The sequence below is a fragment of the Tardiphaga sp. genome (assembly GCF_028290785.1).
In the GTDB taxonomy this organism is placed as follows: Bacteria; Pseudomonadota; Alphaproteobacteria; order Rhizobiales; family Xanthobacteraceae; genus Tardiphaga.
The window spans coordinates 1-12,754 of sequence record NZ_JAQGJD010000212.1 but is presented as its reverse complement, the minus strand read 5'-3'; the positions used below and the strand labels follow the sequence as shown (position 1 = coordinate 12,754).

Annotated in this window: 12 protein-coding genes; 11 read left to right on the top strand and 1 reads right to left on the bottom strand. The window is 64.0% G+C overall.

Translation table 11 applies throughout. The features are described 5' to 3' along the window. The 11 genes from JWR89_RS12620 to JWR89_RS12570 all read left to right on the top strand — a co-directional run. The coding region (locus JWR89_RS12620; protein WP_299716482.1) for an ABC transporter substrate-binding protein at positions 1-1,370 on the top strand (1,370 nt) is incomplete at its 5' end. A 193-nt stretch (positions 1,371-1,563) separates the two neighbouring features. Continuing rightward, complete coding sequence (locus JWR89_RS12615; protein ID WP_299716479.1) at positions 1,564-2,577, top strand: ABC transporter permease; 1,014 nt, start codon at positions 1,564-1,566, stop codon at positions 2,575-2,577. Between the two features lie 4 nt (positions 2,578-2,581). Continuing rightward, complete coding sequence (locus JWR89_RS12610) at positions 2,582-3,481, top strand: ABC transporter permease (RefSeq protein ID WP_299716476.1); 900 nt, start codon at positions 2,582-2,584, stop codon at positions 3,479-3,481. A 64-nt stretch (positions 3,482-3,545) separates the two neighbouring features. After that, entirely contained in the window at positions 3,546-5,261 is a 1,716-nt protein-coding gene (locus tag JWR89_RS12605; RefSeq protein ID WP_299716473.1) for an ABC transporter ATP-binding protein, read from the top strand. Between the two features lie 23 nt (positions 5,262-5,284). Next, on the top strand, positions 5,285-5,464 hold the full coding sequence (locus JWR89_RS12600) for a DUF4089 domain-containing protein (protein ID WP_299716470.1): 180 nt from the start codon (positions 5,285-5,287) through the stop codon (positions 5,462-5,464). Next, on the top strand, positions 5,454-6,869 hold the full coding sequence (locus JWR89_RS12595) for an AtzE family amidohydrolase (protein WP_299716467.1): 1,416 nt from the start codon (positions 5,454-5,456) through the stop codon (positions 6,867-6,869). Before JWR89_RS12600 ends, JWR89_RS12595 begins: the two co-directional genes overlap by 11 nt. A 2-nt stretch (positions 6,870-6,871) precedes the next feature. After that, entirely contained in the window at positions 6,872-7,279 is a 408-nt protein-coding gene (gene hpxZ, locus JWR89_RS12590; protein WP_299716464.1) for an oxalurate catabolism protein HpxZ, read from the top strand. After that, positions 7,276-8,019 carry a GntR family transcriptional regulator gene (locus JWR89_RS12585; protein ID WP_299716461.1) on the top strand — a complete coding sequence of 248 codons (744 nt, stop codon included), beginning with the start codon at positions 7,276-7,278 and terminating at the stop codon, positions 8,017-8,019. Before hpxZ ends, JWR89_RS12585 begins: the two co-directional genes overlap by 4 nt. Before the next feature lie 282 nt (positions 8,020-8,301). Beyond that, positions 8,302-9,774: an MFS transporter gene (locus JWR89_RS12580; RefSeq protein ID WP_299716459.1), complete on the top strand. Its 1,473-nt coding sequence runs from the start codon at positions 8,302-8,304 to the stop codon at positions 9,772-9,774. Positions 9,775-9,783: 9 nt separating this feature from the next. Continuing rightward, positions 9,784-10,593 (top strand): trehalose-phosphatase, encoded by an 810-nt coding sequence (gene otsB / locus JWR89_RS12575; RefSeq protein WP_299716457.1) that lies wholly within the window; start codon positions 9,784-9,786, stop codon positions 10,591-10,593. Positions 10,594-10,742: 149 nt separating this feature from the next. Next, positions 10,743-12,215, top strand: a complete 1,473-nt coding sequence (locus JWR89_RS12570) for a trehalose-6-phosphate synthase (protein WP_299716454.1) — start codon at positions 10,743-10,745, stop codon at positions 12,213-12,215. Between the two features lie 4 nt (positions 12,216-12,219). Here the strand turns inward: JWR89_RS12570 and JWR89_RS12565 are convergent, their stop codons facing one another. Beyond that, complete coding sequence (locus JWR89_RS12565) at positions 12,220-12,558, bottom strand: hypothetical protein (RefSeq protein WP_299716485.1); 339 nt, start codon at positions 12,556-12,558, stop codon at positions 12,220-12,222. Positions 12,559-12,754 lie beyond the last annotated feature (196 nt).

Below are 12,754 nucleotides of genomic sequence, written 5' to 3'. Positions count from 1 at the left end.
ATTACGACCGCGACAAGTACAAGCCCGAACTCGCCGAGGACATGCAGATCGGCGACATGTCGGCGACCTTCAAGCTGCGCAAGAACGCCAAATTCCACGATGGCACACCGGTGACGGCGAAGGACGTGAAATGGTCGCTGGACCGGTCGGTCAGCGTCGGCGGTTTCCCCACCTTCCAGATGAGCGCGGGCTCGCTGAAGAAGCCCGAGCAATTCGTCATTGTCGATGACCACACAGTGCGCGTTGATTTTGCCACCAAGGACCGGCTGACGATACCCGATCTCGCCGTCATCGTGCCGTGCGTGATCAATTCCGAACTGGTGAAGAAGAACGCCACGGAGAAGGATCCGTGGGGTCTCGAATACACCAAGATGCAGACCGCCGGTGGCGGCGCCTACAAGGTCACCAAGTGGACCGCCGGCACCGAAGTGATCATGGAGCGCAATGACGACTGGGTGTCCGGCCCGATGCCGAAGATCAAGCGCGTGATCTGGCGCATGGTGCCGCAGGCGGGCAATCGCCGCGCGCTGCTGGAGCGCGGCGACGCCGACATGTCCTACGAACTGCCTTACAAGGATTTCCAGGAGATCAAGGCCAACGGCAAGCTCGACGTGATCTCGCTGCCGTTCTCCAACGGCATCCAGTACATCGGCATGAACGTCACCAAGGCGCCGTTCGACAATCCGAAGGTCCGCCAGGCGGTGGCCTATGCGATCCCGTACCAGAAGATCATCGACGTGGTGCTGTTCGGCCTCGCCAATCCGATGTTCGGCGCATCCGCCGACAAACCCACCGAAGTCGCCTGGCCGCAGCCGACCAAGTACAACACCGACATCGCCAAGGCCAAGGCGCTGCTCGCCGAGGCCGGCTATCCCAACGGCTTCGAGACCACGATCTCGTTCGATCTCGGCTTTGCCGTGGTCAACGAGCCGCTCTGCGTGCTGGTGCAGGAAAGCCTCGGCCAGATCGGCATCAAGACTACCATCAACAAAATTCCTGGCGCCAACTGGCGCACCGAGCTGAACAAGAAGGAGATGCCGCTCTACACCAACGTGTTCTCCGGTTGGCTCGATTACCCCGAATACTTCTTCTACTGGTGCTATCACGGCGACAATTCGGTGTTCAATACCATGAACTACAAGTCGCCTGAAATGGACAAGCTCATCAACGGCGCGCGTGCGGCCGCGGCGACCGGCGACAAAGCGACTTACGACACCGACGTCAAGGGTTTCGTGGATCTCGCCTTCGCGGATGTGCCGCGAATTCCGCTGTACCAGCCCTATGTCAACGTCGCGATGCAGAAGAACATCTCGGGCTATCAGTACTGGTTCCATCGTCGGCTGGACTATCGTGCGCTTGTGAAGGCGTAAGGGAAATGGGCGGGGCAGGGGGCACTTTCTTCCTTCCCTCTCCCCTTGTGGGAGAGGGTGGTCGCGCGACAGCGCGGCCGGGTGAGGGGACAGGCTCTCGTTCCGCGCCGACCCCTCACCCGTCTCGAACGCGCGTCGCGCGTTCGATCCACCCTCTCCCACAAGGGGAGAGGGAACAAAGGAGTGGATCGTCATGCTCTCCCTGATCGGCAAGCGCCTGATGTTCGCGATCCCCTCGCTGATCGGCGTCATCATCGTGACGTTCCTGCTGACCCGCGCGCTACCCGGCGATCCCGCGGCGTATTTTGCGGGCCCCTCGGCCGACAAGAACGCCATCGAGGAAATCCGCAAGAAGCTCGGTCTCGACAAGCCGCTGATCGAGCAGTTCTTCCGCTACACCGCCGATCTCGCCCATGGCGATTTCGGCAACTCACTGACCACCGGCCAACCAGTCGCCACGGAAATTCGCAACCGCCTGCCGGCGTCGGCCGAACTGACGCTGCTCGGGCTGATCGTGTCGATCGTGATCGCGATTCCGCTCGGCATTCTCGCCGCGACGCGGCCGGGCTCGTGGATCGACCATCTCTGTCGCATCACCACCACGGCCGGCGTCTCGCTGCCGGTGTTCTTCACCGGGCTGGTGCTGGTCTATGTGTTCTATTTCCGGCTCGGCTGGTCGCCAGCCCCGCTCGGGCGGCTCGACGTGTTCGCCACCACGCCGCCGTCGGTCACCAACTTCTATTTGATCGACAGTCTGCTTGCGCGTGACTGGGAAGCGTTTCGCTCCTCGTTCAACCAGTTGATCCTGCCCACCGCGACGCTGGCGATCTTCTCGCTGGCGCCGATTGCGCGCATGACACGCGCCTCGATGCTGGCGATCCTGTCGTCCGATTTCGTGCGCACCGCACGCGCCTCCGGCCTGTCGCCGCGCACCGTGATCGTGACCTATGCCTTCCGCAACGCCATGCTGCCGGTCATCACCACGCTGTCGATGACGTTTTCATTTTTGCTCGGCGCCAATGTGCTGGTGGAGAAGGTGTTCGCCTGGCCGGGCATCGGCTCCTATGCGGTGGAAGCGCTGATCTCGTCGGATTTCGCGCCGGTGCAAGGCTTCGTGCTGACCATGGCGGTGATGTACGTCATGATCAATCTGATCATCGACATTCTTTACGGCGTTATCGATCCTCGCGTCAGGCTGGAAGGGTAGCAAGATGAGCACCGTCGCGCCCACCGTCGAACCCGTTCCCGCCGCGCGAACCTCGGCGCTGGCTGCGACGCTGCAGCATACGCGCTATATCCTCGGCGAGAACCGCGTCACCGCCTTCGCCTTCGGCCTGCTGGTGCTGATCGTGTTCGCCGCGGTGTTCGGCCCCTATATCGTGCCGTGGGATCCGCTGGCCTCTGACACCGCGCAGGCCCTGAAGGCGCCCTCGGCGTCGCACTGGTTCGGCACCGACCAGCTCGGCCGTGACATTTTCAGCCGCGTCATCGTCGCCACGCGACTCGACTTCTTCATCGCCATCGCCTCGGTGCTGCTGGTGTTTGCCATGGGCGGCCTGGCCGGCATCGCGTCCGGCTATTTCGGCGGCTGGACCGACCGCATCGTCGGCCGCATCGCCGATACCATCATGGCGTTTCCGCTGTTCGTGCTGGCGATGGGCATTGTCGCGGCACTCGGCAACACCGTGCAGAACATCATCATTGCCACCGCCATCGTGAACTTCCCGCTCTATGCCCGCGTCGCCCGCGCCGAAGCCAATGTGCGGCGCGATGCCGGCTTCGTGCAGGCCGCTCGCCTCTCGGGCAACAGCGAGATGCGCATCCTGCTGGTGCATATATTGCCGAACATCATGCCGATCATGATCGTGCAGATGTCGCTGACCATGGGCTACGCCATTCTCAACGCGGCCGGCCTGTCCTTCATCGGCCTCGGCGTGCGACCGCCCACCGCCGAATGGGGCATCATGGTCGCCGAGGGCGCGTCCTTCATGGTGTCCGGCGAATGGTGGATCGCGCTGTTTCCAGGCCTCGCGCTGATGATCGCGGTGTTCTGCTTCAACCTGCTCGGCGACGGCCTGCGGGACATCGTCGATCCGCAGAGGAGGACGTGAGGATGGGACGCTCGACCTCTCCGCTTTCGCGGGGACGACGTGGTGAGACTGTGGAGTTTCTGTCATGACCGTGCAGCCCCTCCTCGACGTCACCGACCTCACCGTCGAATTCGCCACCCGCCGCGGCATCGTGAAAGCCGTGCAACACGTCAATATCTCGGTCGCCAAGGGCGAGACGCTAGGCATCGTGGGAGAATCCGGCTCCGGCAAGTCGGTCACGTCCTATGCGGTGATGCGGATTCTCGACCGCGCCGGCAAGATCGCGGAGGGCTCCGTCAGCTTCTCCGGCATCGACATCAAGGGCGCCACCGAAAACCAGATGCGCGACCTGCGCGGCCGCGAAATCTCGATGGTCTTCCAGAATCCGCGCGCGGCGCTGAACCCGATCCGCAAGGTCGGCGACCAGATCGAGGATGTGCTGCGCCAGCATGTCCAATCGGCCGGCAGCGACCGTGGCGAGAAGGCGATCGAGGCGCTGGAAGCGGTCAAGATCGCGCGGCCGCGCGAGCGCTATCACGCCTATCCGTTCGAGCTGTCCGGCGGCATGTGCCAGCGCGTGGTGATCGCGCTGGCGCTGGCCTGCAATCCGCAACTTCTCATCGCCGACGAGCCGACCACCGGCCTCGACGTCACTACCCAGAAGGCGGTGATGGATCTGATCGTCGAACTGACCCGCAGCCGTGGCATGTCGACGATCCTGATCACCCACGATCTTGGCCTTGCCGCCGCCTATTGCGACCGCGTCGTAGTGATGGAGAAGGGCAGGGTCGTGGAGACCGCGCTCTCGGCCGACATTTTCGCTAATCCGCAGCATCCCTACACGAAGAAGCTGATGCAGGCGACGCCGCGGCTAGGCGTGTCGTTGCGCGATCTGCTGCCCGCGGAAGAGCGCGCCGCAATGCCGGTGCAGACCGCCACGGCGGTAGCCGCGGCGAGTAGCGAGCAGCCGCTGCTGCGCGTCGACAACCTCGTCAAGGAATACGCCCGCCAGGGCGCCACGGCGACATTGGCCAAGCTGTTCTCGCGCTCGCCGCCCGCCGAGCCCGACAAATTCCGCGCCGTCGATGGCATCAGTTTCTCGATCGGCCATGGCGAGAGCGTCGGCCTGGTCGGCGAATCCGGCTGCGGCAAGTCGACGACGTCGATGATGGTGATGCGGCTGATCGACAAGACTTCCGGCAGCATCCTGTTCGATGGCGACGATATCGGCGCCATGCCGCCGAACACCTTCGCCCGACTGCCGTTGCGAAAAAGCATCCAGATGGTGTTCCAGGATCCGACCGACAGCCTCAACCCGCGCTTCACTGCGGCCCGCGCCATCGCCGATCCGATCATGCAACTCGGCGATATCAAGGGCGGCGACGCGCTACGCGCGAAATGCGAGGATCTGGCCCGCCAGGTCGGGCTGCCGCTGGAATTGCTGGATCGTTTCCCGCACCAGATGTCCGGCGGCCAAAAGGCCCGCGTCGGCATCGCGCGCGCCATCGCGCTGCAGCCCAAGCTGATCATCCTGGACGAGCCGACCGCGGCGCTCGACGTCTCGGTGCAGGCTGTGGTGCTCAACCTGCTGCAGGACCTCAAGCAATCCATGGGGATGAGCTATCTTTTCGTCTCGCACGATTTGAATGTGGTGCGGCTGTTGTGCGATCGTGTCATCGTGATGCGCACCGGGCGAATCGTCGAGGAGGGCCAGACCGAGGCCGTGCTCGACGCCCCGCAAGACGACTATACGAAGGAACTGCTGTCGGCGATCCCGCATCCGCCGCTGCCGGTTCATTGATAGGCTAGACGAGAAGGAATGCCGTGGCCGATCCGCTGAATGACTACATCGATGCCGTCGCGAAAGTTCTGGGCCTGCCGGTCGAAGCCGCCTGGAAACCGACCATATCGGCCAATCTCGCGGTGACGCTGAAGATGGCGCGATCCGTCGAGGAATTTGCGCTGCCGGATGAAACCGAACCGGCCAGCATCTATGCAGCCTGATCCCGTGATGAATGCCCATGGCGAATGGCGGCCCGCTTCCGAGATCGCGCAGGCGGTGGCCGGGAAGCAGATTTCCGCGCTCAGCGTCACCGAAGCGGCGCTGGCCCGGATCGCACAACATGATCCGCTGCTGAACGCCTTCACCGATGTGACCGCCGAACGCGCCCGCGCCAAGGCCAGGGCGGTGGATGCCGCGATTGCCGCGGGCGAGGCCGTCGGCCCGCTCGCCGGCGTGCCGTTCGCGGTGAAGAACCTGTTCGACGTCGCGGGCCTGCCGACCCGCGCCGGCTCCAAGATCAACCGCGAGCGACCGGTCTCGCTGCGCGATGCCACGCTGGTCGAACGCATGGAAGCCGCCGGCGCCGTGCTGGTTGGCGCGCTCAACATGGGCGAATACGCCTACGACTTCACCGGCGAGAACGTCCACGATGGTGCGTCGCGCAATCCGCACGACACTACGCGAATGTCCGGCGGTTCGTCGGGCGGCTCCGGCAGTGCGGTGGGCGGCGGGCTGGTGCCGCTGGCGCTGGGCTCCGACACCAACGGTTCTATCCGGGTGCCGTCGTCGTTCTGCGGAATTTTTGGCCTGAAGCCGACCTATGGCCGACTGTCGCGGGCGCGTTCGTTTCCGTTCGTCGCCAGCTTCGATCATCTCGGTCCGTTCGCGCGTTCGGTGGAAGATCTGGCGTTGTCCTACGATGCCATGCAGGGACCCGACGCCGAAGACGCGGCGTGTTCGACCCGCGCCATCGAGCCGGTGACAGCCTTGCTGGGGCAGGATATCGGCGGGCTCCGCATCGCCCTCGCCGGCGGCTATTTCAAGAAAAACCTGTTTCCGGAAGCGCAGGAAGGCGTAGCCATCGTCGCCAAGGCGCTGGGCGTGGCCCGCGAAGTCGAGTTGCCGGAAGTCGCGCGCGCCCGCGCCGCGGCCTATGTGATCTCGACGGTGGAGGGCGCCTCGCTGCATCTCGACCGGCTGCGCACGCGGCCGAACGATTTCGATCCGGCGACGCGAGACCGTCTGCTCGCTGGCGCCATGATGCCGGCGCCTTTGGTCGATCGCGCGCAGAAATTTCGCCGCTGGTACCGCGCCGGGGTCCTGGAGCTGTTCAAGGACGTCGATGTGATCGTTGCGCCGGCGACGCCGTGCATCGCGCCGAAACTGGGCCAGCAGACCTTCGTGCTCGACGGCGTCGAATTGCCGGTGCGCGCCAATATCGGTATCCACACCCAGCCGATCTCCTTCATCGGCCTGCCGGTGGTGGCGGTGCCGGTGCCGCTGGATCCGATGCCGATCGGCGTCCAGATCATCGCCGCGCCGTGGCGGGAAGACATCGCGTTGCGCGTCGCTTACGCGCTGGAGCGTGCTGGCGTCGTCGCCGCCCCGCGCCCGAAAGGATTCTGACCATGGATATCGATCTTCCCGACGTGCTCGCCGAGGTGAGCGCCGCTTTTGCGCGCTATGAAGCGGCCCTCGTCAGCAACGATACCGCCGTGCTTGGCGAGCTGTTCCGCAACGATCCCCGCACGCTGCGATATGGCATGGGGGAGAATCTGTACGGCTATGACGAGATCCAGGCTTTTCGCGGCGCACGCTCGCCGGTCGGATTGATGCGTCGCACCGAACGGACGGTGATCACTTCCTATGGCCGCGACACTGCGGTCGCCTCGACGCTATTTTATCGCGACAGCGCTCCGGGTAGGGTGGGCCGGCAGATGCAGACATGGGTTCGATTCGCCGAGGGCTGGCGGATCGTCGCCGCCTCTGTCAGCATGATCGATGAGCCCAAGGAAGTGTCCAAGGACAACGCATGAGTTTCGACGATGTGCTGGTCGAGCCGGAATCCGACAAGCCACGCCGCAGGGCCGGCGCCGGACCGGTCAGCCGCGTCGATCGCGCGGGGATCATTACCGGAAAGGTGACCCGCGCCGAGGAGCTTCGGCTGCAACTGGCGGACGACATCGTGCGCGGCGTGCTGCCGCCTGGCGCATCGCTCGATGAGACTGAAATCGCGCTGCGCTTCAACGTCTCGCGCACGCCGGTGCGCGAAGCATTGCGTCAGCTCGCCGCCAGCGGCCTAGTGGATTCACGCGCCCATCGCGGCGCGGTCGTGGCGCAGCCGTCGCTCGATCGCTTGACCGGCATGTTCGAGGCGATGGCAGAGCTGGAAGCCCTGTGCGCCGGGCTCGCCGCCGAACGGATGCCGGCAGTGGAGCGCCACGCGCTGGAGGCTGTGCATGAGGAATTGCGCGTGCTCAGCTATGACGGCAATCCGGATCGCTTTCACGAGGTCAATGAGCGCTTTCACAACGCGATCTACGCCGGCTCGCAGAACGACTATATCGCCGAGATCACATTGGCGACAAGGGTACGGGTGCAGCCGTTCCGCCGCGCCCAGTTCCGCAACCTTGGCCGTCTCGCCAAATCTCAGGCCGAGCACGACCGCGTCGTGGTCGCGATCATGCGGGGCGACAAAGCGGGCGCCGCCGCGGCGATGCGCGCCCATATCGAACTGGTTCGCGGCGAATACGAGCACTACGCGGTGTCGCTGTAGACTCCGCAGGGTCACCAGATCCCGTGGTCGTCATTGCGAGGAGCCGTTGCGACGAAGCAATCCAGTTCTTCGTCGCAGGTGGCCTCTGGATTGCCGCGTCGCTCCGCTCCTCGCAATGACGGCTGATGGGCCGTTCTCCAATTAATCCGGAACCGATGCGCCATCCGTGGGTTAACTCATTGTGGAGCCCGCGCCGCAAGGCGCCGGGCGTTTCGTCTTGTAATCGGTCAAGTTGCCGCGCCCCCGCCGGGGGCATCCAGAAATGCTCCGGAGCGAGGCGGCATGGCCATTCTGAGCGGCACCGAATTTCAAACTCCACCTGTTCCGACCGCCCGCGTGATCGAAACCGATATCCCTTCACGGCTCGATGCCCTGGTCTGGAGCGGCTTTCATACCCGCGTTGTGCTCGCCCTCGGCATCACCTGGATTCTCGACGGCCTTGAAGTGACGCTGGCCGGCGCGTTGTCTGGCGCGCTGAAGGAAGATCCGATGCTGAAGTTTTCGAACTTCGATGTCGGCCTTGCCAATTCAGCCTACCTCGCCGGCGCGGTTATCGGCGCGCTCGGCTTCGGCTGGCTGACCGACCGGATCGGCCGCAAGAAATTGTTTTTCATCACGTTGGCGCTTTATCTGACGGCCACGGCGGCGACTGCGCTGTCGTGGAATCTGGCGAGCTACGTGCTGTTTCGCTTTCTCACCGGAGCCGGCATCGGCGGCGAATACACCGCGATCAATTCCACCATCCAGGAGCTGGTGCCGGCCAAATATCGCGGCTGGACCGATCTGGTAATCAACGGCAGCTTCTGGCTCGGCGCCGCGCTCGGCGCGGTGTGCGCCATCGTGTTGCTCGATCCGGCCACCGTCTCGCAAGCCTATGGCTGGCGGCTGGCCTATTTCACCGGCGCCATTCTCGGCCTGGTAGTGTTGTTCATGCGGTTGTGGATTCCAGAAAGTCCGCGCTGGCTGATGATCCATGGCCAGCCCGAGCGCGCCGAAAAGATCGTCGCCGAGATCGAGACGTCCGCGCATCAGGAAGCGAAGCCTTCGGCGCTGAAGCTGCTGCCGAAGATCAAGCTGACCATGCGAAGTCACACGCCCTTGCGCGAAGTCGCAACCACGCTGTTCGTGCTGTATCGCCAGCGCTCGATGGTCGGCCTCGCGCTGATGGCGGCGCAGGCGTTCTTTTACAACGCGATCTTTTTTACCTACGCGCTGGTGCTGACGGATTTCTTCGGCATCGCCTCGAACCAGGTCGGCTGGTACATTCTGCCATTCGCGGCCGGTAATTTTCTCGGGCCGCTGCTGCTCGGCCGGCTGTTCGATACGCTCGGCCGCCGGCTGATGATCGCGATCACCTACGGCGTCTCGGGCGTATTGCTGGCGATCTCCGGCTACCTGTTCTCGATCGACGTACTGAGCGCGCAGACCCAGACCATCGCCTGGATGGTGATTTTCTTCTTTGCCTCGCCGGCGGCCAGCGCGGCCTATCTGACCGTCAGCGAAACCTTCCCGATCGAGGTCCGCGCGCTGGCGATCGCCGTGTTCTATGCCATCGGTACTGCGATCGGCGGCGTCGCCGGACCGGCGCTGTTCGGCGTGCTGATCGATACCGGCTCGCGCCGGAGCGTGTTCGCAGGATACCTTCTTGGCGCTTTTCTGATGGTCGCCGCCGCGATCATCGGCTGGCGCTATGCCATCGCGGCGGAACGCCAGCCGCTTGAATCCGTTGCACGGCCGTTGGCCGTAGTGGAGTAGAATGCCGACATGACCCAGACCCTTGCCAATACCGATACCGCTGCTGAAGCCAAATCGCCTACCTATGAGCGGACGCCCACTGAATTGATGCCGGCGCTTGGCGATTGCGCGCTGCTGCTCGACATCGACGGCACGCTGCTCGACATGGCGCCGACGCCCCGCGAAGTCTGGGTGCCGCCGGAACTGGCGACCGCGCTCGGCCGTCTGCTGCAGCTTACCAACGGCGCACTGGCGCTGGTGTCGGGGCGCTCCATCAACGACATCGATCTGATCTTCGCGCCGATGCAGTTTCCGGCGGTGGGTGGCCATGGCGCAGAAATGCGGCTGACGCCGGACAATGAGTCGGTCGCGTCCCATGCGCCGCCGCTGGACAAGGAATTGAAACGCCGGCTGGCGGCGATTGCCAAGCTCAGCCCCGGCATTCTGCTCGAAGACAAAGGCTACTCGCTGGCGCTGCATTACCGACTCGCGCCGCATGCCGAGAAGGCCATCTACGACGCGGTATCGGCGATTCGCGCCGACCTGCCCAATGCGCCGATCGAGGTGCTGCCCGGCAAGTTCGTCTGCGAGATCAAGCATGCCGGCTTCACCAAGGCGACCGGCGTCATCGAACTGATGACGCACGCCCCGTTCACGGGACGGCGTCCGGTATTCCTCGGCGACGATGTCACCGATGAATCCGTGTTCGCGATCATGCCGGGTATGAAGGGGTTGGCTTTTTCAGTCGGTCGCCATGCGCTCGGTGTCGATGGTCACTTCAGCGACCCCGACGAAGTGCGCGCCTGGTTGGTAAAACTGGTGGCCGGCGTCAAGTCTTAAAGATCCGAGGCGAGCGTAAAGTGGAACCCAGGGAACAGCGGGTTCCATCGCCGGTGCCCAAGTTTGGTGTCAATTGGGTCGAATGGTGACCAGGAACCATATTGATGAACAGTCGTTTATAAACGAACGCATCTCCAGGAGGGGACCCTGTGAATCTCGTCGTCGTTTCCAACCGCGTATCGCGCGCTTCGGCCAATGAGCCGATGACGGGAGGACTGGCAGCCGCCTTGCTGCCAGTGGTCGAGAAATCCGGTGCTATATGGGTAGGTTCCAGCGGCCGCGTCCGCGACGGCGCACAGAAGGAACCGTTTGCGGAAATCGAGGCGCTCGGCGCCGGCGCGCTGGCGATGCTGGATCTGCCCGCCGCGCATTATGCCGGCTACTACGAAGGCTTCGCCAATTCGGCCCTGTGGCCGGCGCTGCATTCCCGTACCGATCTGATTCGCTCCTCCCACGACGATTACCAGTCCTACCGTGAAGTGAATTCCTTCATGGCGCGCGCGCTGTTGCGTTTCCGCAAGCTGGAAACGGTGTTCTGGATTCAGGATTACCATTTCCTGGCGCTCGGCGCGGAATTGCGCGATCTCGGCGTCACCCATCCAATCGGTTTCTTTTTGCACACGCCATGGCCGACGAGGGCGATCTTCAGCGGCGTGCCGCATCATCGCGAACTGGTCGAGGCGATGCTGGCCTACGATCTGATCGGATTCCAGACCGATGACGATCGCGACAACTTTCTGTCTTACGTGGAGTCCGAGCTTGGCCTCGAGATTACCGGCGGCATCGTGGCGTCGCGGTTCGGACACTCGCGCTGCGCGGTGTTCCCGATTGGAATCGATCCCGCGAAATTCGCGGCGCACGCGGCGAAGGCGGCTTCGCACCCCGACGTGTCGCGGCTGCGTCGCAGTCTCAACGGCGAGAAGCTGGCGATCGGCGTCGATCGCGTCGATTATTCCAAAGGCCTGGTCAACCGCATCGAGGCGTTCGACCGCATGCTGACGCTGCAGCCGCAGCTCAAGCGCGCCGTGTCGTTACTGCAGATCGCGACTTTGTCGCGTGGCACTATCGAGGCCTACGGCGACCTGCAGGATCAGCTCGCGAAGCTGGTTAGCGACGTCAACGGCCGCCATGGCGAGGTCGACTGGACGCCGATCCGCTATCTCAACAAGGGCTTTAGCCAGACGGTGTTGGCAGGCCTGTACCGCACCGCGCAGGTCGGCCTGGTTACGCCGCTGCATGACGGCATGAACCTGGTTGCCAAGGAATATGTGGCTGCACAAAATCCGGTCGATCCCGGCGTACTGGTGCTGTCGAAATTCGCCGGCGCTGCGCAGGAACTCGACACCGCGCTGCTGGTCAATCCGCATGACATCGACGGCATGGCGCGGACCATCGCCATGGCGTTCTCGATGCCGCTGCTGGAGCGCCGGATGCGCTGGGAGGCGATGATGGCGAAGCTGCGCGCCGGCACCATCCAGGACTGGTTCGCGGATTTTGTCGATGCCCTGCAGGACGCCCATGCCGCCAATGACAAGGCGGCAGCGCTGACGTTGGCCGGCGATCCGGCGGTGGTCTGGCCGCTGCGGTCGTATAGTGCACCCGGCGGCAGCCGCTACCACTGACGGGTCAATGGCAGTACGAAACGCCGTCCAGGACCGCGCAACGGGTTTTGTTGGGGGCGTTGGGATCGTCGAGCGGCACCGATCCGCTCCCCTTGCCGACCAGCACGCCGGGCCCGATTCGCACCGATGATTTCTGCCCGATAATGACGCTGGGATGCGGCGAAGCGCTGGATCGTGTACCGTCCGCCCAGACGATGGCATCTCCGGACAAGATTCCACGCCGTCCATCGTCGCACCCCACCACCGGCCCGTCATGTCGGCAATTCTGGGCCTGTGCTGGCGCCAGCGCGCCGGCCAGCGCAGCGGCGCCGATCGCCCAGCCGATCCAGCGATATTTGTTCATGTCGCTTCCCCGGTGATGTGCCATCAGACAGTCGCGTGCCACCCGGCTTGGGTTCACCGCCTGCCTGCGCCCCTCTCGGTGGGCGCTTTCCGAGCAAAATAGCCCATATCCCTCAATTGCTTGCGAAAAACGCCGTCGCGAGGGCCGGCATCCCTTGCAAATTGCCTCCCGCCCCGTCATGAGAAGGCGCGCGGGG